The sequence below is a fragment of the Stappia sp. G46H5W genome, assembly GCF_058448995.1.
Genome location: NZ_JBZFLL010000004.1, coordinates 45,609 through 69,595, shown reverse-complemented (window position 1 = coordinate 69,595; position 23,987 = coordinate 45,609). Strand labels below are relative to the sequence as shown.

The window sequence follows — 23,987 nt, the reverse complement described above, 5'->3', positions numbered from 1 at the left end:
GCGGCCGAGCCGGGCCCGGCGGAGAGGGAACCGGGAGCCGCAGGCGTGTGCGGTGGTGGACAAGTGCGCGCCTTTCGCTAATCTCGCGAAACATGACCGGCGACCGGTTGCAGTCGCTCTGCAGGCTTGAGGTCGCGCCCACGCGGCCAGCCCCTTTCTCGGAGCTTTTCAGGAGCCCAAATGTCCGCCCCCGTTGTTCTCGTCAGCTGCGACGTGAAGGAACTCGACGGCTATGCCTGGCATGCCGCCCCATCGACCTATCTGGAGGCCCTGGTGCAGGGCGCGGGCGCCATGCCGCTGCTGCTGCCGTCCCTGGGCCCCGCGATCGATCTGGACGCGGTGCTAGACCGCGTCGACGGCGTGCTGTTGACCGGCTCCCGCTCCAACGTCCATCCGACCCTGTACGGCGCTGAGGCCCAGGAGAAGGACGGCCCGTTCGACAACCGCCGCGACACGACCACGCTTCCGCTGATCCGCCGCGCCATCGCCCGCGCCCTGCCGGTCTTCGCCATCTGCCGCGGCCTGCAGGAACTGAATGTCGCGCTCGGCGGCACGCTGGTCAGCGAAGTGCAGGAGATGGACGGACGTCGCGATCACCGGGCCCCGGAGGCGGAGAGCCAGGACGCGCGCTTCGCCTTGGCCCACCATGTGGAGATCGTTCCCGGCGGAAAGCTGGCGGCGGTGCTCGGAGATGCCCGCATCGACGTCAACTCCCTGCACCGGCAGGCGATCGGGCGCCTGGCGCCCGGTCTCACCATCGAGGCCACCGCCGACGACGGCACCATCGAGGCGGTCTCCATCGACGGAGCGGCCTCCTTTGCCCTCGCCACCCAATGGCACCCGGAATACTGGGTCGGCAGCGACGCCGCGTCCTCGCGCCTGTTCGCCGCCTTCGGCGCAGCCTTGCGAGAAAACCGCAGCACGCGCCAGGCAGCCGAATAGCAACGCCGACCGGCACCAAGGATACAAAGAAAGGCCCATCACCATGTCAGGCGGCAACGATCATCACGGTCACCATCACCACGATCACGACCATGATCACCATCATGACCACGACCACGGCTCGCACCTGTCGCAGACCGACGCCCGGGTACGCGCCCTGGAATCGATCCTGATCGACAAAGGTTATGTCGACCCGGCTGCCCTCGACGTGCTGATCGAGACCTACGAGACGCAGGTCGGACCGCACAACGGCGCCCGCGTCGTGGCGAAGGCCTGGAGCGACCCGCAGTTCCACGACTGGCTGATGAGCGATGCCACGGCCGCCATCCACTCGCTCGGCTATGTCGGCCGTCAGGGCGAGCACATGGTGGCAGTCGAGAACACCGCGAGCGAGCACAACATGGTCGTCTGCACCCTGTGCTCCTGCTACCCGTGGCCGGTGCTCGGCCTGCCGCCGGTCTGGTACAAGTCCGCCCCTTACCGCGCCAAGGCGGTACGCGATCCGCGCGGCGTGCTGGCGGATTTCGGCGTCACCCTGCCGGAGGGCAAGGAGATCCGCGTTTGGGATTCCACCGCCGAGATCCGCTACCTGGTGCTGCCGCAGCGACCGGAGGGCACCGACGGCTGGAGCGAGGACGAGCTCGCCCGTCTCGTCACCCGCGACAGCATGATCGGCACGGGCCTCGCCCTGACCCCGGCCGAGCTTCAGGAGCAGAACGCATGAACGGTGCACAGGACCTCGGAGGCATGATGGGGTTCGGCGCCGTGGTGCCGGAACCGATCAAGCCGTTGTTCCATGCGGACTGGGAGCCGCGCGCCTTCGCCCTGACCCTGGCCATGGGCGCGACCGGCGAGTGGAATATCGACATGTCCCGCCGCGCGCGGGAAAGCATGGAGCCGGGCCGCTACCTGACCTCGAGCTACTATCAGATCTGGCTGTTTGCACTGGAGCGCCTGCTGGCCGAACGCGACCTTGTCGGCGCCGACGAGATCGACGCCGGCCACAGTCTGCGTCCTTCCCGGCCGGTCAAGCGGGTCCTGGCCGCCGGCGACGTCGCTGCCATGCTGGCCCGCGGCGGACCGAGCGAGCGCGAGAGCGATATGCCTGCCGGCTTTGCCGTCGGCGACCGGGTGCGGGCCCGCAACATGCACCCGACCGGCCACACCCGTATCCCACGCTATTGCCGCGGGCGCGTCGGCGTGATCGAGGCCGTGCACGGCGTCCATGTCTTCCCCGACGCGAGTTCCGCCGGGGACGGCGAGCAGCCGACTTGGCTTTACGGCGTTGTCTTCGACGGACCGGAGTTGTGGGGGGAAGGTACAGACCCTTCGCTCAAGGTGCGTATCGACCTGTGGGAGCCCTATCTTGAAGCCCTTTGAAACAACGGGCGGGCAGACCCCGCTGCCGCCGCTGGAAAACCTGCCCCAACATGACGGCGAGCCGGTTTTCCGCGAGCCCTGGGAGGCGCGGGCCTTTGCGCTCGCCGTGGAGCTGAATGGGCGCGGCGTCTTCACCTGGACCGAGTGGGCGGAAACCCTGTCGCAGGCGATCCGCGACGCCCAGTCGCGCGGCGATCCCGATTGCGGCGACAACTACTATGAGCACTGGCTTGTGGCGCTGGAGACCATGATCACGCGCAAGGCGCTGACCTCCGTCGAGCGGATCGACGCAAGGCAGGATGCCTGGCTGCGGGCGGCGGCGGCCACGCCGCATGGCGAGCCGATAGAACTCGGCCGCGACGGCTCCCCGGTTCCGCCGGCTTGAACGGCTTCCGCTCCGCATCAATTGCAGGCCTCTTGCCAAGTCGCATGGGGTGCGTCAGGACTGGCAACTGACAATTTTGCCGATCCGATGCAACCCGATACAACCTGGACGCTTCCCTTGCGCGGCGCCCAGGCCTAGTGTGCGACCATGACCCAGGACAAGCCTCTGAGCGGCATGCTGCTCATGACCGGTTTCTGCCTTCTCGCCCCGCTGGGCGATGCCTTTGCCAAGATCCTCGGCGAGACGGTGCCGCTTGGCCAGTTGCTGATCGTGCGCTTCGCCCTGCAGGCGGCATTGCTGATCCCGGTCGTATGGCTCGTGCGGGGCAGCCTGCGCATTCCCATGCGGCTGCTGCATCTGACCGTGCTGCGCACCATCCTGCACATTCTCGGCATCGCGGCGATGTTTGCCTCGCTTCGCTTCCTGCCGCTGGCAGACGCCATCGCCATCGCCTTCGTCATGCCGTTCCTGATGCTGCTGCTCGGTCGTTTCGTGCTGGGAGAGGAAGTCGGACCTCACCGGTTGATGGCCTGCGTCGTCGGCTTTGTCGGCACCTTGCTGGTAATCCAGCCGAACTACGCCGCCGTCGGAGCTCCTGCCCTGCTCCCGCTTGGGGTCGCGGTCGCCTTCGCCCTGTTCATGATGGTCACCCGCAGCATCGCCAAGGAGACGGATCCGATCAGCCTGCAGGCGGTCAGCGGCCTCATCGCCACAGCCATTCTCGGCAGCGCCTGGCTGGTCTTTTCAGGTGCAGGCCTGCCCGGGCTCGGCTTCGTTTCGGTAGACGGGCGGGAGATCTGGTTGCTGGGAGCCATCGGGGTCGTGGGGACCCTGGCGCATCTGCTGATGACATGGTCGCTGCGGCTTGCCCCCGCCGCCACGCTGGCGCCGATGCAATATCTGGAGCTTCCTTTCGCGACGCTGATCGGCTTCGCGATCTTTGCCGACCTGCCCGACACGCTGGCCTCGCTCGGCATCGTGCTGACGATCTGCTCCGGCCTTTATGTCATCCACCGCGAACAAGTGGCCGCGCGCAGACAGGCAACCGCAACGCTTGGCGCTTCTCCGGCCAATGTCGGCAGCAAGGCCTGATCTGTCGTCAGACGGTGCCGCCCCAGCCGAGCGCCGCGACGAGTAGAGACGTTCCCAGCAGGAAGACGACGAGAGCGGCAAAGCCCTCGATGCCGGCGTGAAGACGCGCGGCGGCACGGCCGCCGACGCTGCGCAGCGCCACGTCCTTGGCAACCACCGCAAGCACCGCCAGCACCGAGACCGTCAGACCGGTCCCCACCGCCATGGCGAAGGTCGCTGCAACGCCCGCCAGCGCAAGCCCCTGCGAAATGGCAAACACCAGCACCACCAGCGCACCCGTGCAGGGCCGCAGGCCGATGGCCAGGATCACCGACCAGGCGCGGGCCAGCGTGAAGCGGCCGGCCAGCATCGACGGCGGCGGCGCATGCACATGGCCGCAGCTGCCGCAGACCTCGCCCGCCTCATGGGCGTGGTCATGGTGGTGCGCATGGTCATGGCCGTGAGGGTGATCGTGATGCCCGTGCCCGTGCCCGTGCCCATGACCGTGATCGTGGTGATGATGGTCGTGATCGTGGGAGTGATCATGCGTGCAGGCTGCCACCGCCTGCGCGCCCAGCGCGACGGGTCGGCGCGGCGTCAGCATCGGCTTCAGGATCTTGCGCCAGACCAGAAAGGCGCCAAGCAGGGCGACGGCCGCGTAGGAGCCGATCTCGAACCAGCGAGTGGTCTCGGTGATGGCGATCGACGTCATCCGCAGCAGCACCGAGGCGATCCCGATTAGCACCACCGCCGTCACCGCCTGGGCGAAGGCAGAAGCGAAGGACAACGCGATGCCGCGCCGCAGGGTCTCGCCGTTCGCCAGAACGTAGGACGAGATCACCGCCTTGCCGTGGCCGGGGCCAGCGGCATGGAAGACGCCGTAAAGGAACGACAGTCCCATCAGCCACCAACCGGCGCTGCCGTCTTCCTTCATCGCCTTGATCGCCGTCGTCAGCGAGGCATAGAAGGCCTTCTGCTGCTGGGCGATCCAGCCGAAGAAGCCGGAAAAGATCCCGCCGGGCGCGACGGACGGCTCGACCAGACCGACGCCGAAGGGCGAAGGCGAAGCCGCCGCCGGTGTGGCGGCAACGACCACGAGACAGGCAAGCGCCAGAAAAACAGGAAGCGAGGACGGAACGCGCGGGGCGGAACGGGTCATCGGATGCCTCATCGGCAGGGCCTCACTTGCAGCCGATCCTTGCGGAGTTCGACAGGGTCTCGGTGATCTGCACCAGATCAGAAGGCAGTTCCCGCTCGGTCTGGGGAATGGCGGCGAGCGTCGTCGCGGTCTGCGGATCCAGCGGCGGCGGAGGCGTGAAGTCGAGTGTGCAGGTCGGCGGCGCGTCCACCATCGCGAAGGGCGTGTCCTGGGTCATCTCGAAGGCGACGAAATAATTCGGATCGAAGACATCGAGTTCGACGGTGGAGGCGTCCATCACCCTCGCCTCGCGCAGCGGCAGCGTGAAGAACAGCGTCAGCCGACCACCGTAGAAGTCGAGCCAGTATTCCTTCGGCGGGTCGAACGCCACCTCGGCGTCGCCCTGCTGCAGGAAGGTGAAGAACTCGTACTCGGCAAGCGACTCCACATTGACCTGTGCCAGCGGCTGCAGTTCCTCGCGGGAGAGTTCGCCATCGCCGTTCTCGTCGAGGCCCTGCACGGCAAAGGCCGTGAATGCCTCGTCGAAGCTCCAGACATGACGCACGGCCGACAGGCGCCCGGCATCGTCGAACACCACCTCCGCCCGCGCTTCCACGAAGACATGCGGATGGGCCTGGGCCGCACCGGCAAGGCCGGCCGTCAAAGCGGCGGCAATCAATCCGGTCTTCCACATGCGACGCATTTCTCCCAGCCTCGAATCCATGTTGCCGATATTGGCAAACTTCACGGCAACAGCAAGGCAGGCGGTCTCAGCCGGCATACTCGCTGGCCCATGCCCCGAAGACTCTCATCGGCAGCAAGACCTATTTTCAATGGGATAAATTTTTCGAAAAAACACACACTAGAGGATATATTCCTGCATCAATAAACACCTCTTCGAACAGAAAAGACGGAAATTTCAAATTCACCGACCTATATTTTTCTTGTCCAGAGAAGAGCGATGCCACATGGCTCGGTGCTGCCCTGCAGGGGCCGCGCCCCCTTCGTGCCATCCGTTGCATGCTGCCTCGACAGGGCAGGAGGAGAAACGTCATGAATGCCCCAGTGATCGGCCGCAAGCTTCAATCGGTGGAGAACGGCATGTTCGATCATCCGGAATTTCGCGGCCACGAGCAGGTCGTCTTCGGTCACGACCGCGCAAGCGGCCTGTTCACCATCATTGCAGTTCACGATACGCGCCTTGGCCCGGCGCTCGGCGGCTGCCGCATGTGGGCCTATGCCAACAGTGCCGAGGCGCTGACGGACGCACTGCGACTGTCGCGCGGCATGACCTACAAGAACGCACTCGCCGGCCTCGATCTCGGCGGCGGCAAGGCCGTGATCATCGGCGACGCCCGCAGCGCCAAGACCCCGGACCTGCTCGCCGCCTTCGGTGCCCAGGTCGACCGCCTGGGCGGCACCTATATCACCGCCGAGGATGTCGGCATCTCTGCTCCCGACATGGAGATCGTCGCCACCCGCACGGATCACGTGCGCGGCACGCGCGCTACCGGCCTGGGTGATCCCTCGCCCTACACCGCGCTCGGCGTCTTCTGCGGCATCCGTGCGGCGCTGCGCCACCGCTTCGGCTCGGACAGCCTGGAGGGGCGCAGGGTCTGCGTCCAGGGGCTCGGCCATGTCGGCATGGATCTCGCCGGACAGTTGCACCGCGCCGGAGCCCGCCTTGTGCTTGCCGACATCCACAAGCCAACGCTGGAAGAAGCCGTGGCCCGCCTCGGCGCCGAGGCGGTGGCCGCCGACAACGCCCACGCGGCCGATGTCGACGTCTTTGCACCCTGCGCGCTTGGAGCTGGCCTCAATGACGAGACGATCCCGCAGATCCGTGCCGGCATCGTCGCAGGCGCGGCCAACAATCAGCTGGCCGAGGAACGCCACGACGAAGCGCTGCGCGAACGCGGCATCCTCTATGCGCCCGACTATGCCATCAATGCGGGCGGGGTGATCTCCATCGCGCTGGCCACCCCGGGCGGCGACGACGCACTGGTGCGGAGCAAGGTCGAAGCCATCGACGCCACGCTGACGCGCATCTTCGAGCGGGCCGAACGCCTGTCGCTGCCGACGCAGAAGGTGGCCGACACGCTGGCGGAGGAACGGCTCGCCGCAGCCTGAGTATCGGGAACAGACTTGGAGGCAGGCGCGGGATCAGCAGACCTCGCCCTGCCGCCGTCGCTCGGCGAACCACTCGCTGAGGAAATCGACAAAGGCGCGCACCTTGCCCGAAAGGTGCCGCCGGTGCGGGTAGACGACATAGATCGCCTGCCCTTCCGGGTGGAAACCTTCCAGCATCGGCTCGAGGCGTCCTTCCGCCAGATCCCGATGCACGAAGATATAGGGGATGCGCAGGAACCCCAACCCGGCGACGGCCGCAGCACGCGCGGCCTCGGCGCTGTTCACCTCGACACGCCCCTTCACCGGCACGTTGATCCGGTTGCCTTCCACCTGGAACTGCCAGTTGTTCCGGAAGCGGTAATTGTTGTCGATGATGCAGGGAAGGTTCGCCAGTTCCTGCGGATGCAGAGGCCGGCCGAAACGTGCGATGGCCTCCGGCGAGGCGCAGACCACGCCGCGAAACGGCGCCAGCTTGCGGGCGATCAGGCTGGAATCGGTCAGCTCCGCCACACGGATTGCCGCATCGAACCCTTCCTCGACCAGATCGACGAACCGGTCCTCCAGCCGCAGATCCACGGAAATCTGCGGCTCGGCTGCCAGAAAGGCCATGATCGCCGGGTTGAGGAAGTCATCGCCCATCGAACGCGGGGCGGAGATCCGCAAGGTGCCGCGCGCTTCCTGATGCGTGTTCTGGATCGAGGCCTTGAGGTCGTCGATGCGGGTCAGGATATCGCTCGCCTCCTTGTAGAAGGCATGGCCGACCTCGGTCATCGAGATCTGGCGGGTGGTGCGGTTGAGCAGCCGGGCCCCGAGCTCGTCCTCCAGCTCGCCGACATATTTCGAGACGAGAGCCTTGGAGCGGCCCAGCTCGCGCGCGGCGGCCGAAAATCCGCCGGCGTCGACCACCTTCAGGAAACAGCGCATCCGGCTGAGCGTGTCCATGCCTTCCCCTTTCCCCGACCGGCGCAGGCGCCTCAGGCGTCCCGCCGCCGACGCAGTCGCCGCGTCGCCCTGCCGAATAACCCCGCGCCGAACAGCACCGTCAGGAACCCGCCGGCGGCCGTAACCGCCCCTTCCATCGTCACCGGCACCGCCGGCTCGAAATCCTCGAAGGCGCGGCTGGCGATTTGCGGATCGAGGTCCCGGGCAAGCACGACGAGACGCTCGAAGGGACCGGCCTCGCGAAAGGCCTCCTGCTGCCGCTGCAGGCCCGCAAGGCGATCGAGCGCACGCTGTGCACGCTCGCCCTGGGCCACGACCAGCCGGTCGGACGAGCTTTCCAGCCGATCAATGGCCTCGCCCGGCGTGAGACCATGGGTGGCAGCATCGGCACGAAACTCCTCGACCACCTGGGTGAGCGCATCGATGGCCCCGCCGAGCCGCTGGCGGTATTGCTGGGCAAACTCCGGGAGCTGGGACGTGGTAACGCCGCCGAGCATCGCGACGGCCAGTGCCATGGTGCGAGCGATCATGCCCCGTCCCTCCCTGTGAGACCTGCTAGAGCGAGATCAGCCCCGCCTCGCCGGTTTCGGTGCCGAAGGCCAGCTGTGTGCCTTCGTCGTTCCATGCAAGCGCGCTGACCGCCCCCTCGCCCGGACGTCGCAGCAACACCTCTTCGCCATCCGAAAAGCGCGCCATCAGCACCAGCCCGTCCTGATAGCCGATAGCCACCACCTCCTCGTCCGGATGGCAGGCAACGCGCGTGACGATCTGGTCGCCGCGGGTTCCCAGCTGCAAGGGCTGCTGCCCCATCGGCCCGCTCTTTCCGAAGAACGGCCACACGATGGCGGCATTGGCGCCGGAGGTCGCGAGATAGCGCCCCTTCGCCGACCAGCTCATCGAGCGGATCTTGCCGGGATAGCCGGTCATCCGCATGTCCTGTCCGTCGGACAGCCGCCAGCCATGCAGCGCGTTCTCCTGCATGGTCGTCACCAGATACTTGCCGTCAGGCGAGAATGTGACGTCCTTGTGCGCGCCCTTCCAGTCGAGCTGCTGGGGCGCTGCGGCCGTGTTGACGAATTGCAAGGTCGCCCCGTCGTATCGGGCGATCGCCAGCCGCAACCCCTTCGGGGCGAAGGCGAGCCCGCCGACGGCGCGGGGCTGCGAGAAGTCCTTCACGGTGCCGTCGGCCTGGCGGACGAACGCACTGCGCCCTGCACCATAGGCGACCGCGCGCTGCGGACCGGCCGCCAGCATGTCGATCCACTTGCGCGGCATCTCGGCGAGCGTCTCGACGGTGCCGTCGGCGCCAAGGCGCCGCACCGTCCCGTCATCGCCGCCGGACAACAGCGCATCGCCCTCCAGCGTGCGGCAGGCAACGAGCAGCCCGCCGTCATGGACGGGGATGCGGTGCTCGCCCGCATCGGTGAGAAGAAGCACGGCGCCGGCGCCGGAGGCGAAGGCCGGCTGCCCACGGAGGAAGGCAGCCGCCACGACGAAACCGCCCGGATCGAGCGGAGCAACGGAGACCATCCCGATCAGGCCTCGCACGCCTTGAACGCGACCTCGAGCGCGTCGAAATCAAGCTCGCGGCCAATCACCACCAAGCGGCTGTTGCGGACCTCACCGTCCTTCCACTCGCGCTGATGGTCGCCCTCCAGGATCATGTGGACGCCCTGCACCACATAGCGCTGCGGGTCGTCCTTGAAGGCGATGATGCCCTTGAGCCGCAGGATGTTCGGCCCGTTGACCTGGGTCATGTCACCAATCCAGCGGAAGAAGACCTGCGGGTCGAGCTCACCTGCGGTCATCGATACGCTCTTCACCGAATGCGGCGCGTCGTGGTCGTGGTGATGGTGGTGATCATGGCCGTGATCGTGGTCATGATGGTGGTGGTGATGGTGGTCATGGTCGCAGTCCGGCCCGCACTCATGCGTATGCTCGGCCTCTTCCAGGAAATGCGGATCCAGCGACAGGATCCGTTCCAGGTCGAAGGCGCCGCGGTTGAGCACCTCGTCCAGCGGCACTGCGCAGCGCTCGCTGCGGATCCGCTTGGCATAGGGGTTGATCGACTGGATGCGCGTCTCGACGGCCTTCAGCTCGTCGGCGGTCACCAGGTCGGTCTTGTTGAGCAGGATCACATCGGCGAAGGCGATCTGGTCCTCGGCCTCGTCGGTGTCGGCCAGCCGCTGCAGCACGTGACGGCAGTCGACGACGGCAACCACCGCATCGAGCTTGGCCTTGGCGCGCACGTCCTCGTCCATGAAGAAGGTCTGCGCGACCGGCGCCGGATCGGCAACGCCCGTGGTCTCGACCACGATGGCATCGAAGCTGCCCTGGCGCTTCATCAGGTTCTCGACGGTGCGGATCAGGTCGCCGCGAACGGTGCAGCAGATGCAGCCGTTGTTCATCTCGAAGATTTCCTCGTCGGATTCGACGAGCAGGTCGTTGTCGATGCCGATCTCGCCGAACTCGTTGACGATCACCGCATAGCGGGTGCCGTGGTTCTCGCTGAGGATGCGGTTGAGCAGCGTCGTCTTGCCGGCGCCGAGATAGCCCGTCAGCACGGTGACGGGGATCTTGCTGTCCTGGGATAGGGTCATGGCCTTGCCTGTATCTGACTTGGGCGCGGCCCGGCGTGGATCGCCTGCCGCGCTTTCCCGTGAATATGGGGTGCGTTACCCATCGCAGTACCGAATTTTCCGCGCCTTGGCAAAATGTGGCGCGCGAGACGGGGCACCGGGATCTAGAGCAGGAACGGAAAGCCGCCCTCGAGCTTCAGCAGCGCGATCTTTGTCTCGCTGCTTCCTTCCCCCGAATATCCGCCGAGGCCGCCGGCCGACAGCACCCGATGACAGGGGATGATCACCGGGATCGGGTTGGCCCCGCAAGCCTGGCCGATGGGCTGGCCAAAGGTGGAAAGCCGGGCGGCAAGGTCGCCATAAGTGCGCGTTTCGCCGTAGGGAATGGCCAGCAGCTCGCGAAACACCGACTGCTGGAACTCGTTGCCGGCCGGCGCCAAAGGCAGGTCGAAACGCGTCAGGTCACCGGCGAAATAGCGCCGCAGCTGGTCGAGCGCCTCCTCCAGCAGCGGCGTGGGAGACGGATCGCGCCGGCGGCCCCAGCCGACGCGCACGATGGCATCGTGTGCCGCCTCGATCTCGAGCGGTCCGACGGGAGTATCGAGATGCACAACGTCGCTCACAACAACCGCTCCGGAAAGTGCAGGGGGAGATGCCCCTTGCGGCCCAGGACACCAGTCCCCTTCCAAGGGGCGTAAGCCCGCGATATCAAGGGCCTCAATGACTCTACCATGACACACCGTGCGGACGAGATCGCCTGCCCGGTCCCGGGAGGAACCATGCTGAAAACCATCGAAGGCTTCAACAGGATCGGCGAGGAGAACGCCTTCGCCGTTCTGGCGCGCGCCACCGAGCTTGCCCGTACCGGCAAGGACATCATCAATCTCGGCATCGGCCAACCCGATTTCCGCACGCCCGACCACATTGTCGAGGCGGCGGTGAAGGCGCTGCGCGACGGCCATCACGGCTACACACCGGCAACCGGTATCCTGCCCCTGCGCGAAGGCGTTGCAGCGGACATCGAGAAGCGCGCGGGCGTTGCGGTCGATCCCGACAGGGTCGTCGTCGTGCCGGGCGGCAAGGTCACCATGTTCATGGCGATCCTCATGTTCGGCGAGCCGGGTGCGGAAATTCTCTATCCGGATCCCGGTTTCCCCATCTACCGGTCGATGATCGAGTTCACCGGCGCGACGCCGGTGCCCGTGCCGATCCGCGAGGAGAACGATTTCGCCTTCTCCGCAGAGGAAACGCTCGGCCTGCTGACACCGAATACCCGCCTGATCATTCTCAACTCGCCCGCCAACCCGACCGGCGGCGTGACGCCGCGCGCCGAGATCGAAAAGCTGGTGGCCGGCCTTGCCGCACGTCCCGACATCGCCATCCTGTCGGACGAGATCTACGGCCAGATGACCTATGACGGGGCGGTCCACACCTCGCTGCTGGAGTTCGAGGCGATCCGCGACCGGCTGATCCTGCTCGACGGCTGGTCCAAGACCTATGCCATGACCGGTTGGCGCATGGGCTATGCGGTCTGGCCGCAAGCGCTGATCGACAAGGCACGCAAGCTCGCCGTCAACTGCTGGTCCTGCGTCAACGCACCGGCCCAGTATGCCGGCCTTGCCGCGCTGGAAGGCCCGCAGGATGCGGTCGCCGACATGATGCGGGAGTTCGACAAGCGCCGGAAGCTGGTGGTGGACGGGCTGAACGCCCTGCCCGGCGTCAGCGCACGCACGCCAATGGGCGCCTTCTACGCCTTCCCCAACATCTCCGCGACCGGCTGGAAGGCGAAGCCCTTGGCAAGCGCCCTGCTGGAGGAAACCGGCGTCGCCACCATCGGCGGGCCGGATTTCGGTATTCTCGGCGAAGGTTATATCCGCCTGTCCTACGCCAATTCGGCAGAGAACATCGCCCGCGCGCTGGAGCGCATGGGCGAGTTCCTGTCCAACAAGGCCAAGTAGGTTTCCGGGCTTCGGATCAGCGCGCTGTCGGAATGAGAGCCGACAGCGCGATTGCCTGCTCGGGCACGAGAAGCAGGAAGGCGCCGGCAGGCGCCACCGAGGCAAGCCCCTCGCTCTCGCCAACGTCGAAGGCGGCAAGCACGCTGCCGTTTTCCAGCACGAACTCGATGCCGCCCTCCGGCGGCACACGCCAGCCCAGCTGCGGCAGTTCGCCGCCCGCCGGGCTCGTGCAGGCGCTCATGTCGGCGCGAAACGCATCCTGCGGAAAGATGCCGCCGGCAACCTCAGCCTTGAGATCCAGCCGGCAAACCGTCCCGGACACCTCGTCGATGAGCTGCCAGTGACCTGCGACGCGCGCCTCGACCGGCTGAGCGCCCGTGAAGCCGGTGCCGAAGAACACCAGCGAGAACAGCGTGACGGCGACGAGAACGCCGATCCGTTGCATGTGAAGCGCCATGATCCCGTTCCTGCTCCTGCAAGGCGCGCGATGCGCACCCCGGTCCGGCAGCGAACGACGAAGGAACGGCCTCAACCGCTCGTAACATCGTCATCCAACTGCAATCGGAACAGGATCGGCTGAACCCATTAACGCTTCGTTAAGCTTGTTCAGACCTTTCGCACGAAAGGCGTCTCGGCAACCGGGGTGACCGGCTTCCCGTTCTGGAACCAGCACAGCAGGTTGTCGACGACGAGCTGGCCCATCGCGTTGCGGGTGTGCTGCGACGCCGACCCGACATGCGGGAGCAGAACCACGTGCTCCAAGTCGATGAGCGCCTGCGGCACCCGCGGCTCGTCCTCGAAGACATCGAGACCGGCGGACAGGATCGTCCCGTCCTGCAAGGCCTTCACCAGCGCCGGCTCGTCGATCACCGTTCCGCGGCCGACATTGACGACGATGCCCTCCGGCCCCAGCGCCTGCAGCACCTCGGCATTGACGATGCCCTTGGTGGAGGCCCCGCCCGGCGCCACCACCATCAGCGTGTCGCAGGCCTCGGCCATGCCCAGCAGCGTCTCGTGATAGCGATAGGCGACGTCCGGCTGGCGGGAGCGTCCATGATAGTGGATCTCGAGACCAAAGGCCTCTGCGCGCCTTGCAATCGCCTTGCCGATACGGCCGAGACCGAGAATGCCGAGCTTGCGGCCACGCAGCGTCGCGCGGGTCAGCGGGAACGGTCCCTTGGCCACCCACTGGCCGGCGCGCAGGTAGCGCTCGGCGGCCGGCAACTCGCGCGCTGCCATCAGCAGCAAGCCCATCGCGGTATCGGCGACTTCCTCGCTCAACACATCAGGCGTGTTGGTGACGCAGATCCCCTTCGTCGCGCAGTAGCGGGCATCGACGGAATCGTAACCGACGCCGAAATTGGCAACGATCTCCAGCGACGGCAGGCGGTCGATAAGTGCGGCATTGACCGGGATATGCGGACCACCCGCCACCGCCTGCACCCTTGCGCAGAGATCGGCCGGCAACGCGGCCACATCCGCAGCCGTCGCGCGGTGGACCGTGAACTGCTTGTCCAGGCTCGTCTCCACCAGCGGCAGCATGCGCCCGAGCATCAGGATTTCAGCCAAGGCCATTATGTCTCTCTCCCTTTCAGATCGAATGAAATGTTGCGGATCGTCACCCCGTTTGACCGCCTCCCGGCGGCGGAGTGCTCTCGCGGATGTTGAGGGACGGCGCGATCATGCGACGCTCGTCGCTGACCGTTTCTCCGCCGATCTGGCGCAGGATCAGTTCCGCCGCCTCGCGGCCGATGCGCTCTGGATTGTTGCAGACGGACGTCAAAGACGGCGAGCCGCCCGCAGCCCCGTCGGTATCGTCATAGCCGCCGACGGCCATGCCATCCCCCGGCGCCACCCCGGTGCGCTTCAATGCATCGATCAGCCCGAAGGAAATAAGATCGTTGAAGCCGAAGACGGCCGTCGGTCGCGGATTTGCGGCAAGCAGCGCCGGCACGGCCTGGCGCCCATCCGCTTGCGTCATCAGTTCGGGGATGTCGACCTGGGCGGCAGGGTCGAGGCCGGCCGCTTCCAGTGCCTGGCGCCAGCCGAGATTGCGGTCGCGTCCGGCCGAACTGCGGCGCCTGCCGCCGACCATGGCGATGTGTTTGTGCCCCTGCGCGATCAGGTGCTCGGTCAGCATCCGCCCTCCGGCAACGTCATCGCCGCGCACCACCGGCGCGCGCGCGCCGTCCACGTCCCGGCAGATCAGCGTCACGGGAATGCCGGTCTCGACCAGCTGATTGATTTCCTCCGCGGTCGTGTCGACCGAGGCGCACAGAAGCAGGCCATCTATGCGGTGTTGCAAGAGGCTATCGACGAAACTGCGCTGGCGCCGCACGTCGTCGCGGTGATTGCAGATCAGGACGACCTGCTGTTCCCGCCCCAGCTCGTCCTCCAACGCCCGGAAAATCTCGGCGAAATAGGGATTGAGGATATCGTGGACGGCAATGCCGACCATGTTCGAGCGTGCCGTACGCAAGGCAGCCGCCGACCGGTTGTAGATGTACCCGACGCTGCGTGCATGCGCCTTGATCCGCTCGCGCGTTTCAGCGGCGACCAGCGGCGAGTTGCGCAAGGCAAGCGACACGGTCGCCGTCGAGACCTGAAGTTCGGCGGCCATGTCGCCGAGCGTGATGCGGCGATGGGCGCTGCGCGAGGATCCGCGCGCGGACGGGCCTTCGGAAAGGCCGGATCCAGCCTCGCCCGCGGGCCTTTCGGGACGACCCCGGTTCGGGGAAGATCTGTCGCTCACGATGCGCCCCTCGCGCCGGATCGCGTGTCCGCGACCCTAATCGATTGAAAGATCGCCCATCGCACCATGGCACACAAGGCGAACCTACCCCCGTCCCTGCGATGCAGCCTCGGCCGCCACCTCGGCATGCGAGATCTTGCGCTCACGGTAGAGGATGTAGAGACCCGAGGCAGTGACGATGGCCGCGCCAATCACCGTGTAGACGGTCGGAACGTCGGCGAAGACCAGATAGCCGAGCGCCACCATCCACAGGATCTGCGTATACATGAAAGGCGCCAGCACCGGGGCGGGCGCCAGCACATGCGCACGGATCAGCGCGAAATGGCCGATACCGCCCAGCGCGCCGGTCGCCAGCAGCAGCACCCAATGCCAGGCACTGGACGGCATCTGCCAGGCGGAAATGCCGAAAGGCGCTATCGCGGTGGCTGCAACGATTGCCGAGATCATCAGCATTCCGACCGGTGAATCCGTCTGCGTCAGCATCCGCGTGGTCAGCACGTAGATCGCATAGCAGAGCATCGAGCAGACCGAGAGAAGCGCTGCCCAGTGCATCTCTCCAAATCCCGGCCGGGTGACGACCAGAATGCCGATGAAGCCGACGATGATCGCCATCCAGCGGCGCATGCCGGCCCACTCGTTGAGCAGCGGCCCGGCCAGAGCGGTCACGACGAAGGGCGTCGCGAACATGATCGAAACCGTTTCGGCCAGCTGCATGTAGCGGATCGCGAAGAAGTTGAACGCCGTCGAGCCCAGCAGGCAGAGCGCACGCAGGATCTGCAGCCCCCAGCGGCGCGTGTGCAGCACCTGCGGCGTACGCCAGAGACGGAACAGCAAGATGCCGTAGAAGATATGCGTCATGAACCGCATCCACACGACCTGCTCGGTCGGCAGATACCGGCCGAGATACTTCGCTGTCGTATCGAGGCAGGAAAAGCACAGGAACGCGAAACAGATCAGCGCAATGCCGACGAAACGCTCCGGAATGAGCTGGCGCCAGCCGCTGACCGCCCGTTGCAGGGAATCCAAGATCTACCCTCACTCGTCTGCCGACAGGCGTCGGCAGGTCGACGCACTCCATCGGTCACGACCGGAATCGTGCATTTGTCCTATTAATTAGAGTAGATCAGGGAATGTTGCGACTTGTCATGTCGCGGAAATGCACACCGGCTATGCGCTGGGAGCAACCCGGACCACCGCCCTGCGCAGGGCGAACGCGCAAAGATGCGAAGCGCACCGGGGAGCGCTCCGCAAATTCTTCGAAAAACAGTCGAAAGACCGGCCTACTCGGCGTCATCGACCTCGAGATCGACCTCATCGACGGTCCGCGATCCGAGGTTCTTCTCGACCTGACGCAGAAGCTTGCGCAGCTTCTTTCGGTCCTTCTCGTCGAGACCTGCAAGCGCCTCGCGCTCCAGCCGCTTCCAGGAGCGGTCGACGGTCTCGACCAGCGCCCGGCCCTCGTCGGTGAGAAAGACCCGGGCAAGGCGCCCGTCGGTTTCGGAGGCCGCGCGGCGCAGGAAGCCCTGCGCCGAAAGGCGGGTCACCATCTTGGTGATGGTCGGCGGCTGCACCGAAAGTACAGCCGCGAGCTGGCTCATGGTCTGGCCGTCATCTTCCGACAGGACCTTGAGCACGGCTTCCTGACCCGGATGAAGCCCGATCCGGGAGAGGTGGATGCCTGCGCGCGAACGATGGGCCTTGGCCGTTTGAGCCAGGCGAAACGTCACGCTCTTTTTGTAATTGAACGCCATGTCCCGCCTTCTAATGCCGGCAAATGAAAGCTTGATGACAGCGAACGAAAATCGCGTCCACGCTTCACAGCCAATCCCCGGACATGATGTCCTGCCACGCATAATGCGTCCGGAACGGCAAGGAATCAAAAGGGATTCGCCGTCACGGCGAAATCGCGGTCAGGCGGCCGGGCATTGGAGCGGACAGGAAAGACGGCTCACCACCGCGCGAGCTTGCGTTTCACTTTTTCAAGATAGCGCCTGCGGCTGTCATCCGTGGAGGTATCCATCTTGTAGTGGGCAAGATAGCGGACACGGCAGCGCGGATGGCAAAGCGCCCGGATGCCGCGCAACACGGTCTTGCGACCCGGCTCGCCGATTATCTTGGAGATCAGCCAGGACGCGCCGCAGGTCGTGACCACCGCGATCTTGCGGATATGCTGCATGCGTGGCCGCGTGCCGGTGGTCTCGGTCGGGATATCGAAGGTGACATGGGGGATCCAGACCCGGTCCAGATATCCCTTGAGCATCGCAGGAAGCCCGTACCACCAGGTCGGGTAGACGAAGACCAGCGCCTCCGCCCACAGGATGTCGTCGACATGTTCGGCGACCGGGTCCCGGTTGACCGCCGGATCCGCATAGCGCCGCCACTCGCCCTCCTGCATCACGGGATCGAAGCCGCGGGCATAAAGATCGGTAAGCCGCGTCTCGTGGCCGGCGGCGCTGAGCGTTTCCATCACCGTCCGGCAAAGGGACGCGGAAAAGCTGTCCGAGGCAGGATGGCAGAAGATCACCAGGACGCGCATCAAAGCCTCTTAAGTTCTGCAGTCACGCGCGCGACGAAGGCCTTGCGCCCGGCCTCGTCGATCCGGTTCATGTCATAGAGCGCCAGATAGGACAGCCGCCCGGTCGGCGCGATGAGCGCCCGCAGCACCCGGCGGACCAGCTTGCGCGGCGGATCCCCGACGAGGCAGGCGCGAAGCCGGCTGCCGCCATAGGTGGTCACCGCGACGAGCCGGCGGATGTGCTGGAGATTTGGCACGACCTTGCCGTCACGCATGCGGAAGGAAACCCCGGGCAGGAAGACGCGGTCGAAATAGCCCTTCAGGATCGCCGGGAAGCCGAAGTTCCAGACCGGATAGACAAGGACGATCGCCTCCGCCCGCATCAACTGCTCGACATACTCCGCCACCGGTTCGCGATTGCGTTCGACGTCGTGATAGGCGAGCCGCTCTTCCCGGCTGAGCACCGGGTCGAAGCCCCTGGCGTAGAGATCGCATTCCTCGACCGAATGGCCCGCCGCCACGAGCACTCGCAAGACTTCGTTCTTCAGCGCGGTGGAGAAGCTTTCCTCCACCGGATGCGCATGGATGAGGAGCACGCGCAAGGCTGACGACCTATCGCGCCAGACCGGGGAACAGGAAGGTCTGCTCGGCCGAGAAGTCGAAGTCCGGGTTCTCCCAGGCGATCATCTTGCCCGGATTGAGCAGGCCCTTGGGGTCGGCCTCGCCCTTGAAGGCGAGCTGGACCGCATCGGTCTGCTTCATGCCGCCCTCTTCCAGCGTGTAGCGATGCGGATTGAAGATCGGGCAGCCGAGATCCTCGTGGATGCGGATGATCTCGTTGAGACGCTCCTCGGTCGTGTAGCGCACCACCGGCAGGCCGAAGCAGGTGATCTTGCCGTCGAAACGGACGAATTCCAGGTGGCCCGGCACCTCGTCGCCGAGCATCTCCGAAAGCTTCACCGCCTTCTGCACATGGTCGGGGAAGGGATAGAGCACCTGCAGGTAGGTGATGGTCGGGTCGACCCTGAGACCGCGCAGCGTCGTGTGGTTCCAGGTCAGCTCATAGACCGGCGGCAGTCCCTTGCTCTCCTCCTCGCTCGCCAAGTCCGAGCGGTAGACGACGTCCGCCCCTTTCTGGCGCCGGGTGAAGGCATCGAACGCATCCATCGCGAAGGGCGCCACCATGAGCGCGCACACGGACTGGTCTGACCGCAGGAACTTGCGGTGCCGCAGGAAGTAGTCGTGTGGCAGCGGTGCGGCGATCGGCGCGATCTCCTTGGTCAGGATGCCGTCCTGATTGGCAATCGCGTCGGCGTAGCGTGCCGCGCCTGCGAAATCGTCGAAGCCGACGAGAACGTCGACCCAGTCGTAGGCCGCCGTCAGCGGCACGGTGACTTCGGTGATGATGCCATTGGTGCCGTAGGCATGGCTGACCTTGTGCATGTCCTCGCCGGACAGCGTCAGCAGTCGCGGCTCGGCCTCCATCGTCACCACCTTCAGCGAGATGATGTTGCCGAAGTCCCGCAGTCCGCCCCAGTTGATCGATCCGACGCCGCCGGACCCGCCGGCAATGAAGCCGCCGATGGTTGCCGTCCGGTAGGTGGACGGGTGCATCCGCAGTTCCTGACCCGTGGGACGTACGGCCTCGTCGATGGCGTACATGATCGCGCCGGCCTCGGCCCGCACGAAACCGCGACCGGTCTCCAGCACCTGGTTCATCTCGGCAAGGCTGAGCACGACGCCGCCGGACAGCGGCATTGCCTGGCCGTAATTGCCGGTCCCGGCGCCGCGCGTCGTCACCGGAATATTCAACTCGTAGCAGGCCTTCAGGACGCGGATGACATCCTCCTGGCTGCGGGCACTGACGACGATGTCGGCGGTAACGTCCTCGAGCTGGCGCTTGAGAACGGGCGAATACCAGAAGAAGTCGCGGCTCTTCTGCCGCACGATCTGCGGATTGTCCTCGATCGCCAGACCCTCCAGGGCGGTCTTGAGCGCGGCGATGTCATGCATGATTCAAGGCTCCATCAGATCGTCGAGTTCGCGATAGTCGGGCAGTGTGCGCTCAAGAGCAATGCCGGCGCGCATGACCCGGCGCGGTCCGGACGGCCGCGCGCAGAGTTCGTTCCAGTTGCGGGCCCGGAAAAGCACGAGATCAGCGGCCAGCCCCGCATCGATCCGCCCGCGCGTCGGATCGCCGAGCAGGCTCGCCGGTGTCGTCGTCACCGTGCGGATCCAGTCGTCGGCGGGATGGTCGAGATGGAGGATGCGCGTCGCCTGGGTGAACACCTCGACCATGTCGAGGTCGCCATAGGCATAGAAGGGATCGCGCGTGTTGTCGGAGGCTACCGCAACAGGGATGCCCCGCGCCTTCATCTCGTGCAGCAGCGTCACGCCGCGCCAACGCGGTGTCCGCCCGGCCTGCCGGTCCATCAGATACATGTTGCAGAGCGGCAGCGACACCACGCCGATCCCCGCCTCTGCCACGAGGTCCAGCGTGCGGTCGGCCTCATCAGCGTCCTGCCGGGCCAGAGAACAGCAATGGCCGCAGACGATCCGTCCCTCGAAGCGGTTGCGAAGCGCGCCCTCGGCAATCAGCGCCAGCGAGCGCGCCTGCGGGTCCGCGGTCTCGTCGACATGGAAGTCGAGGTCGAGACCGCGCTCGGACGCAGCGCGAAACAGGGCGTCGATATGCCCCTCTAGCCCCTCGATCATGTAGGTGACGGCGCCGAGCGTGCCTCCGGTTTTCTTCACCGTGTCGGCGATCCGGTCGAGAAAGCCAGGGATCAGAAGGCTCTCGACCCCATAGAGGGCGGACGCCTGCAGCTCTATCCGGTCCATCCATTCCTGCCGGATCTCGGCGAAAAGCGGCCAGCTGATCTCGTCCTGCGGCGGAATGCTGTCGAGATGCGTGCGGATCATCACCGTGCCGTGGGCATGGGCGCAGCGCAGGGCGAAGTCCATGCGCCGCCGCAGATCCGCTGCCGACCAGCGGGCCGGCCGATCTGCCGACACCGCTTCCAGCGCGCCGGGAAAGGTGCCGTCCGGATTGGGCCGGCGCGGCCAGATATGGCCCTTGTCGAGATGCGTGTGCATGTCGACGAAACCCGGCAGCACCAGTCCGCCGTCGAGCTCGACCACCGCCATTCTGTCCCGCTCGTCCAGCAGTCCCGGCGGCGCGATGGCGGCGATCTCGCCGTGCTCGATCAGGATGTCCGCGCGGCCGAGACCATCGCCGATATGGTTCAGCGTGCCGCTGGTGACGGCGCTCGGCACGGTGGCGTTGGCCAGCAGGACCCTGCCGGTTGCGGGAATTTCGGGCACGGCATGTGTCATGAGATCAGGAGTCCCGCTTGATCGCGCTTTCGTGCCAGTGGCGCAAAAGAAGATGCGACAGCACGCTCAAGCTGGCGAAGATGATGATGCCGGTGACCGAGATGAGCAGGATGGCGGCGAACATGCGCGGGATGTTCAGCCGGTAGCTCGCCTCCAGGATCTTGAAGGCAAGGCCCGAGCCGAGGCCGCCGGTGCCGGCGACGAACTCCGCCACGATGGCACCGATCAGCGACAGTCCCCCGGCGATCTTCAACCCGCCGAGGAAATAGGGCAGCGCCGCCGGCAGGCGGAGATAGCGCAGCGTCTGCCAGCGGGTGGCACCATAAAGCTGGAACAGGTTGCGCAGATTGTGATCGGCGGAGTTCAGCCCGAGCGTCGTGTTCGACAGGATCGGGAAGAACGCAACGATCCACGCGCAGATCAAAAGGCCCGCGATCTTCGAGGGAACATAGATGAAGATCAGCGGTGCGATCACGATGACCGGGGTCACCTGCAGGATCACCGCATAGGGAAAGAAAGACATCTCCACCCATTTCGACTGGGCGAAGAGCACCGCCAGGCCGACACCGCCGACGGTAGCGATGACCAGCGCCCCCAGGGTGATCGCGATGGTGATCAGCAGGGCCGGCCACAACATCGACCAGTCGGCGATCAGCGCCTGCACCACCCGGTCCGGACCCGGCAGGATGTAGTGGGGCACCTTGAAGGCAACGACATACCATTGCCACAGGGCGATGGTCGCGATCATCACCACCACCGGCAGCAGCCAGCGGGCGGTCCGGTCGATACGCTCGCGGCGCGCCTTGCGCTGTTCCGCCGGGTCGACGGGCGCGGCCGCCTCGACGCTCGGGCTTGCGGTCGTGTCCAGGTTGGCCGTCATGCGGTCGTCCTCTGGCTGTTCGGCGAAAAAGCGGCTCAGGTCGCCTCGACCCGGCACCGCAACTCAGTGGTTGTTGTCACCCTCGGCGGCCATCGCGGCCTGCAACGCCTCCGACGCGCTGCGGCAGTAATCCGAGTAGACATGCGAGGTCCGGAACGTCTCGTCCCGCGGATAGGGCGCATCCACGGCAAGATCGGCAACGACGCGTCCGGGCCGGGCAGCCATGACGACGATCCGGTTGGACAGATAGACGCTCTCGAACACCGAGTGGGTTACAAAGATCACCGTCCAGCCGAACTCCTGCCACAGGCGCAGCAAGTCGTTGTTGAGGCGGAAGCGAGTGATCTCGTCGAGCGCCGCAAAAGGCTCGTCCATCAGCAGAAGACGGGGTTTCGTGACCAGCGCCCGAGCGATGGAAACGCGCATCTTCATGCCGCCGGACAGTTCCCGCGGATAGCTGGTCGCGAAGCGCTCCAGCCCCACCATTTCCAGCGCCTCCATCACGGCCGTGCGCGAGGCGTCGGCGGACTTGCCCTTCAGCTTGAGCGGCAGGTGCACGTTGTCGAACACCGTCGCCCAAGGCATCAGGGTCGGCTCCTGGAAGACGAAGCTGATGGCGTGATCGTGCGCACCGGGCCGCTCGTCCGGCCACATGAGCCGACCCGCCGTCGGGCTCGACAGCCCGGCGATGATGCGCAGCGCCGTCGACTTGCCGCAGCCAGAGGGACCAAGAAGGCTGACGAACTCGCCGCTGTTGATGTCGAGCGTCATGTCCTTCAACGCCACTGTGGCGTTGGCGAAGGTCTTCGACACCCGTTGCAGCGAGACGATGGGGGTACGGGGGGCGACCGCGCCCCCCGCCGTGATGATCGGGGAGGCGCTCATCGCGCGCCTCCCTCTGGTGCCGGCCGGACCGACCGGATCGCTGTGCAACTGGACAAGGCCGTTCAGTTCCCCGTCAGCTTCTTCTTCAGGTCGAGGCCGACGCCCTTGTTCACGAACTCGAGCGTGTAGGTCTTCTTGATGTCGAGCCCGTCCTCGATGACGCCGGCCTTGACCATCTTCTGGTAGAAGTCGGTCATCCGCTCGTCGGTCATCGCACCGATGCCCATCGTCTCGGAATCGCCGGAATCGACGATGCCGTACTCCTTCATCTTGTCGATGGAGAAGGCGATCTGCTCGTCGGTCATTTCCGGATTGGCAGCCTTGATCGCATCGTTCGCGGCGGAGTTGTCGCCGTACAGGTAGTTGTTCCAGCCGATGGCCGAGCCTTCGACGAAGCACTTCACGACCTCGGGCCGGTTGGCGACCGTGTCGGCCATCGTCTCGACCGTCGTCGCGTAGGTGCTGAAGCCGTAGTCGGCGATCAGGTAGATGTCGGGAACGAACCCGCCTTCGCGCTCGACCGCGTAGGGCTCGGATGTCACGTAGCCCTGCTGGCCGGCCGCCGGATCCGCAAGGAACGGCGCCGGGTTGAACGTGTAGGGGCGGCGCTGCTCGACGGTGAAGCCGAACTCGGAGATCATCCACTGGTAGTAGGAGGCAAAGCCGTTGTCGCCGATCAGCAGCGGCGCGGTGCCGGCCATCGCCTCGAAGCTCTCATACTTGCCGGGATGGGTGATGATCACCTGCGGCTCTTTCTGGAAGTCCGCGGCCACCACGACGACCGGAATGTCCTCGCGCACGGCGAAGAAGGTCTGCAGCATGTTGCCGCCCATCAGGAAGTCGATCTTGCCGGCCAGCATGAGTGCCCGGTTGTTCACCTGCGGACCGCCCGGCACGATGGTGACGTCGAGACCGCAAGCCTTGTAGGTGCCGTCGGCAACGGCCTGGTAGTAGCCGCCATGCTCAGCCTGGGCGAGCCAGTTGGTGCCGAACGTCACCGCCTCCTGGGCAAGCGACGCGCCCGCCGAAACCGAAACAAGCGCAAGTGCCGCGCCCCCAAGCAGGGCGCCCTTCGAAACTGTCCGCATGATGCT

General features: G+C 65.8%; 26 protein-coding genes. 7 read left to right on the top strand and 19 right to left on the bottom strand.

Going from position 1 to position 23,987, the window contains the following annotated elements; genetic code table 11:
- The first annotated feature begins 180 nt into the window (after window positions 1–180).
- From ACVJ6E_RS13280 to ACVJ6E_RS13260, 5 genes are all read left to right on the top strand, one after another.
- The gene (locus ACVJ6E_RS13280; RefSeq protein WP_120269669.1) at window positions 181–942 is read left to right on the top strand and encodes a gamma-glutamyl-gamma-aminobutyrate hydrolase family protein; all 762 of its coding nucleotides are present in this window, start codon (window positions 181–183) and stop codon (window positions 940–942) included.
- A 43-nt stretch (window positions 943–985) separates the two neighbouring features.
- On the top strand, window positions 986–1,666 hold the full coding sequence (gene nthA, locus ACVJ6E_RS13275) for a nitrile hydratase subunit alpha (RefSeq protein WP_120269670.1): 681 nt from the start codon (window positions 986–988) through the stop codon (window positions 1,664–1,666).
- Window positions 1,663–2,322 carry a nitrile hydratase subunit beta gene (nthB, locus tag ACVJ6E_RS13270; RefSeq protein ID WP_120269671.1) on the top strand — a complete coding sequence of 220 codons (660 nt, stop codon included), beginning with the start codon at window positions 1,663–1,665 and terminating at the stop codon, window positions 2,320–2,322. The genes nthA and nthB overlap by 4 nt, the downstream gene beginning before the upstream one ends.
- Entirely contained in the window at window positions 2,309–2,707 is a 399-nt protein-coding gene (locus ACVJ6E_RS13265) for a nitrile hydratase accessory protein (RefSeq protein WP_120269672.1), read from the top strand. Before nthB ends, ACVJ6E_RS13265 begins: the two co-directional genes overlap by 14 nt.
- Before the next feature lie 147 nt (window positions 2,708–2,854).
- Window positions 2,855–3,799, top strand: coding sequence for a DMT family transporter (locus ACVJ6E_RS13260; RefSeq protein WP_120269673.1), 945 nt, complete (start codon window positions 2,855–2,857; stop codon window positions 3,797–3,799).
- Window positions 3,800–3,806: 7 nt separating this feature from the next.
- On the opposite strand, the gene ACVJ6E_RS13255 is transcribed toward ACVJ6E_RS13260, so the two are convergent.
- Both ACVJ6E_RS13255 and ACVJ6E_RS13250 read right to left on the bottom strand, forming a co-directional pair.
- Window positions 3,807–4,937: a nickel/cobalt transporter gene (locus tag ACVJ6E_RS13255; protein ID WP_120269764.1), complete on the bottom strand. Its 1,131-nt coding sequence runs from the start codon at window positions 4,935–4,937 to the stop codon at window positions 3,807–3,809.
- A gap of 22 nt (window positions 4,938–4,959) precedes the next feature.
- Complete coding sequence (locus ACVJ6E_RS13250; RefSeq protein WP_185926127.1) at window positions 4,960–5,610, bottom strand: DUF1007 family protein; 651 nt, start codon at window positions 5,608–5,610, stop codon at window positions 4,960–4,962.
- Window positions 5,611–5,969: 359 nt separating this feature from the next.
- On the opposite strand from ACVJ6E_RS13250, the gene ACVJ6E_RS13245 reads away from it, so the two are divergent.
- Window positions 5,970–7,046 (top strand): Glu/Leu/Phe/Val dehydrogenase dimerization domain-containing protein, encoded by a 1,077-nt coding sequence (locus ACVJ6E_RS13245; RefSeq protein WP_120269675.1) that lies wholly within the window; start codon window positions 5,970–5,972, stop codon window positions 7,044–7,046.
- Between the two features lie 33 nt (window positions 7,047–7,079).
- Here ACVJ6E_RS13245 and ACVJ6E_RS13240 read toward each other — a convergent pair whose 3' ends face one another.
- The 5 genes from ACVJ6E_RS13240 to ACVJ6E_RS13220 all read right to left on the bottom strand — a co-directional run bounded on the left by ACVJ6E_RS13240 (window position 7,080) and on the right by ACVJ6E_RS13220 (window position 11,190).
- Entirely contained in the window at window positions 7,080–7,988 is a 909-nt protein-coding gene (locus tag ACVJ6E_RS13240; protein WP_120269676.1) for a LysR family transcriptional regulator, read from the bottom strand.
- A gap of 32 nt (window positions 7,989–8,020) precedes the next feature.
- Window positions 8,021–8,518, bottom strand: a complete 498-nt coding sequence (locus ACVJ6E_RS13235; protein WP_120269677.1) for a DUF2937 family protein — start codon at window positions 8,516–8,518, stop codon at window positions 8,021–8,023.
- Between the two features lie 25 nt (window positions 8,519–8,543).
- Window positions 8,544–9,518, bottom strand: coding sequence for a WD40 repeat domain-containing protein (locus ACVJ6E_RS13230; protein ID WP_120269678.1), 975 nt, complete (start codon window positions 9,516–9,518; stop codon window positions 8,544–8,546).
- A 5-nt stretch (window positions 9,519–9,523) separates the two neighbouring features.
- Complete coding sequence (locus ACVJ6E_RS13225; protein ID WP_120269679.1) at window positions 9,524–10,588, bottom strand: CobW family GTP-binding protein; 1,065 nt, start codon at window positions 10,586–10,588, stop codon at window positions 9,524–9,526.
- A gap of 143 nt (window positions 10,589–10,731) precedes the next feature.
- On the bottom strand, window positions 10,732–11,190 hold the full coding sequence (locus tag ACVJ6E_RS13220) for a methylated-DNA--[protein]-cysteine S-methyltransferase (protein WP_208996757.1): 459 nt from the start codon (window positions 11,188–11,190) through the stop codon (window positions 10,732–10,734).
- A gap of 156 nt (window positions 11,191–11,346) precedes the next feature.
- Here ACVJ6E_RS13220 and ACVJ6E_RS13215 point away from each other — a divergent pair, with 156 nt between their 5' ends.
- Window positions 11,347–12,525, top strand: a complete 1,179-nt coding sequence (locus ACVJ6E_RS13215; protein WP_120269680.1) for a pyridoxal phosphate-dependent aminotransferase — start codon at window positions 11,347–11,349, stop codon at window positions 12,523–12,525.
- A gap of 16 nt (window positions 12,526–12,541) precedes the next feature.
- Here ACVJ6E_RS13215 and ACVJ6E_RS13210 read toward each other — a convergent pair whose 3' ends face one another.
- From ACVJ6E_RS13210 to ACVJ6E_RS13155, 12 genes are all read right to left on the bottom strand, one after another.
- Window positions 12,542–12,982: an AprI/Inh family metalloprotease inhibitor gene (locus ACVJ6E_RS13210; protein ID WP_097176032.1), complete on the bottom strand. Its 441-nt coding sequence runs from the start codon at window positions 12,980–12,982 to the stop codon at window positions 12,542–12,544.
- A gap of 149 nt (window positions 12,983–13,131) precedes the next feature.
- Window positions 13,132–14,100: a 2-hydroxyacid dehydrogenase gene (locus tag ACVJ6E_RS13205; protein WP_120269681.1), complete on the bottom strand. Its 969-nt coding sequence runs from the start codon at window positions 14,098–14,100 to the stop codon at window positions 13,132–13,134.
- A 43-nt stretch (window positions 14,101–14,143) separates the two neighbouring features.
- The gene (locus ACVJ6E_RS13200) at window positions 14,144–15,277 is read right to left on the bottom strand and encodes a LacI family DNA-binding transcriptional regulator (protein ID WP_208996759.1); all 1,134 of its coding nucleotides are present in this window, start codon (window positions 15,275–15,277) and stop codon (window positions 14,144–14,146) included.
- 84 nt (window positions 15,278–15,361) lie between these two features.
- Complete coding sequence (locus ACVJ6E_RS13195; RefSeq protein WP_120269683.1) at window positions 15,362–16,303, bottom strand: DMT family transporter; 942 nt, start codon at window positions 16,301–16,303, stop codon at window positions 15,362–15,364.
- Window positions 16,304–16,557: 254 nt separating this feature from the next.
- Window positions 16,558–17,028 (bottom strand): MarR family winged helix-turn-helix transcriptional regulator, encoded by a 471-nt coding sequence (locus ACVJ6E_RS13190; protein WP_067218507.1) that lies wholly within the window; start codon window positions 17,026–17,028, stop codon window positions 16,558–16,560.
- A 197-nt stretch (window positions 17,029–17,225) separates the two neighbouring features.
- Window positions 17,226–17,813 (bottom strand): NAD(P)H-dependent oxidoreductase, encoded by a 588-nt coding sequence (locus ACVJ6E_RS13185; protein ID WP_120269684.1) that lies wholly within the window; start codon window positions 17,811–17,813, stop codon window positions 17,226–17,228.
- On the bottom strand, window positions 17,813–18,394 hold the full coding sequence (locus ACVJ6E_RS13180; protein ID WP_097176036.1) for an NAD(P)H-dependent oxidoreductase: 582 nt from the start codon (window positions 18,392–18,394) through the stop codon (window positions 17,813–17,815). The genes ACVJ6E_RS13185 and ACVJ6E_RS13180 overlap by 1 nt, the downstream gene beginning before the upstream one ends.
- A gap of 10 nt (window positions 18,395–18,404) precedes the next feature.
- On the bottom strand, window positions 18,405–19,805 hold the full coding sequence (locus tag ACVJ6E_RS13175; protein ID WP_120269685.1) for an FAD-binding oxidoreductase: 1,401 nt from the start codon (window positions 19,803–19,805) through the stop codon (window positions 18,405–18,407).
- A gap of 3 nt (window positions 19,806–19,808) precedes the next feature.
- On the bottom strand, window positions 19,809–21,128 hold the full coding sequence (locus tag ACVJ6E_RS13170) for a cytosine deaminase (RefSeq protein ID WP_120269686.1): 1,320 nt from the start codon (window positions 21,126–21,128) through the stop codon (window positions 19,809–19,811).
- Window positions 21,129–21,132: 4 nt separating this feature from the next.
- Window positions 21,133–22,008 (bottom strand): ABC transporter permease, encoded by an 876-nt coding sequence (locus ACVJ6E_RS13165; protein WP_120269687.1) that lies wholly within the window; start codon window positions 22,006–22,008, stop codon window positions 21,133–21,135.
- A 63-nt stretch (window positions 22,009–22,071) separates the two neighbouring features.
- Window positions 22,072–22,893 (bottom strand): ABC transporter ATP-binding protein, encoded by an 822-nt coding sequence (locus ACVJ6E_RS13160; protein WP_120269688.1) that lies wholly within the window; start codon window positions 22,891–22,893, stop codon window positions 22,072–22,074.
- 62 nt (window positions 22,894–22,955) lie between these two features.
- Entirely contained in the window at window positions 22,956–23,981 is a 1,026-nt protein-coding gene (locus tag ACVJ6E_RS13155; protein ID WP_120269689.1) for an ABC transporter substrate-binding protein, read from the bottom strand.
- Window positions 23,982–23,987 lie beyond the last annotated feature (6 nt).

Excerpts from the sequence above, each read along its gene's own strand:
- ACVJ6E_RS13280 (WP_120269669.1), top strand. The coding sequence starts at position 181 with ATGTCCGCCCCCGTTGTTCTCGTCAGCTGCGACGTGAAGGAACTCGAC.
- nthA (WP_120269670.1), top strand. The coding sequence starts at position 986 with ATGTCAGGCGGCAACGATCATCACGGTCACCATCACCACGATCACGAC.
- nthB (WP_120269671.1), top strand. The coding sequence starts at position 1,663 with ATGAACGGTGCACAGGACCTCGGAGGCATGATGGGGTTCGGCGCCGTG.
- ACVJ6E_RS13260 (WP_120269673.1), top strand. The coding sequence starts at position 2,855 with ATGACCCAGGACAAGCCTCTGAGCGGCATGCTGCTCATGACCGGTTTC.
- ACVJ6E_RS13255 (WP_120269764.1), bottom strand. The coding sequence starts at position 4,937 with ATGACCCGTTCCGCCCCGCGCGTTCCGTCCTCGCTTCCTGTTTTTCTG.
- ACVJ6E_RS13250 (WP_185926127.1), bottom strand. The coding sequence starts at position 5,610 with ATGTGGAAGACCGGATTGATTGCCGCCGCTTTGACGGCCGGCCTTGCC.
- ACVJ6E_RS13245 (WP_120269675.1), top strand. The coding sequence starts at position 5,970 with ATGAATGCCCCAGTGATCGGCCGCAAGCTTCAATCGGTGGAGAACGGC.
- ACVJ6E_RS13240 (WP_120269676.1), bottom strand. The coding sequence starts at position 7,988 with ATGGACACGCTCAGCCGGATGCGCTGTTTCCTGAAGGTGGTCGACGCC.
- ACVJ6E_RS13235 (WP_120269677.1), bottom strand. The coding sequence starts at position 8,518 with ATGATCGCTCGCACCATGGCACTGGCCGTCGCGATGCTCGGCGGCGTT.
- ACVJ6E_RS13230 (WP_120269678.1), bottom strand. The coding sequence starts at position 9,518 with ATGGTCTCCGTTGCTCCGCTCGATCCGGGCGGTTTCGTCGTGGCGGCT.
- ACVJ6E_RS13225 (WP_120269679.1), bottom strand. The coding sequence starts at position 10,588 with ATGACCCTATCCCAGGACAGCAAGATCCCCGTCACCGTGCTGACGGGC.
- ACVJ6E_RS13215 (WP_120269680.1), top strand. The coding sequence starts at position 11,347 with ATGCTGAAAACCATCGAAGGCTTCAACAGGATCGGCGAGGAGAACGCC.
- ACVJ6E_RS13210 (WP_097176032.1), bottom strand. The coding sequence starts at position 12,982 with ATGGCGCTTCACATGCAACGGATCGGCGTTCTCGTCGCCGTCACGCTG.
- ACVJ6E_RS13205 (WP_120269681.1), bottom strand. The coding sequence starts at position 14,100 with ATGGCCTTGGCTGAAATCCTGATGCTCGGGCGCATGCTGCCGCTGGTG.
- ACVJ6E_RS13190 (WP_067218507.1), bottom strand. The coding sequence starts at position 17,028 with ATGGCGTTCAATTACAAAAAGAGCGTGACGTTTCGCCTGGCTCAAACG.
- ACVJ6E_RS13185 (WP_120269684.1), bottom strand. The coding sequence starts at position 17,813 with ATGCGCGTCCTGGTGATCTTCTGCCATCCTGCCTCGGACAGCTTTTCC.
- ACVJ6E_RS13175 (WP_120269685.1), bottom strand. The coding sequence starts at position 19,805 with ATGCATGACATCGCCGCGCTCAAGACCGCCCTGGAGGGTCTGGCGATC.
- ACVJ6E_RS13170 (WP_120269686.1), bottom strand. The coding sequence starts at position 21,128 with ATGACACATGCCGTGCCCGAAATTCCCGCAACCGGCAGGGTCCTGCTG.
- ACVJ6E_RS13165 (WP_120269687.1), bottom strand. The coding sequence starts at position 22,008 with ATGACGGCCAACCTGGACACGACCGCAAGCCCGAGCGTCGAGGCGGCC.
- ACVJ6E_RS13160 (WP_120269688.1), bottom strand. The coding sequence starts at position 22,893 with ATGAGCGCCTCCCCGATCATCACGGCGGGGGGCGCGGTCGCCCCCCGT.
- ACVJ6E_RS13155 (WP_120269689.1), bottom strand. The coding sequence starts at position 23,981 with ATGCGGACAGTTTCGAAGGGCGCCCTGCTTGGGGGCGCGGCACTTGCG.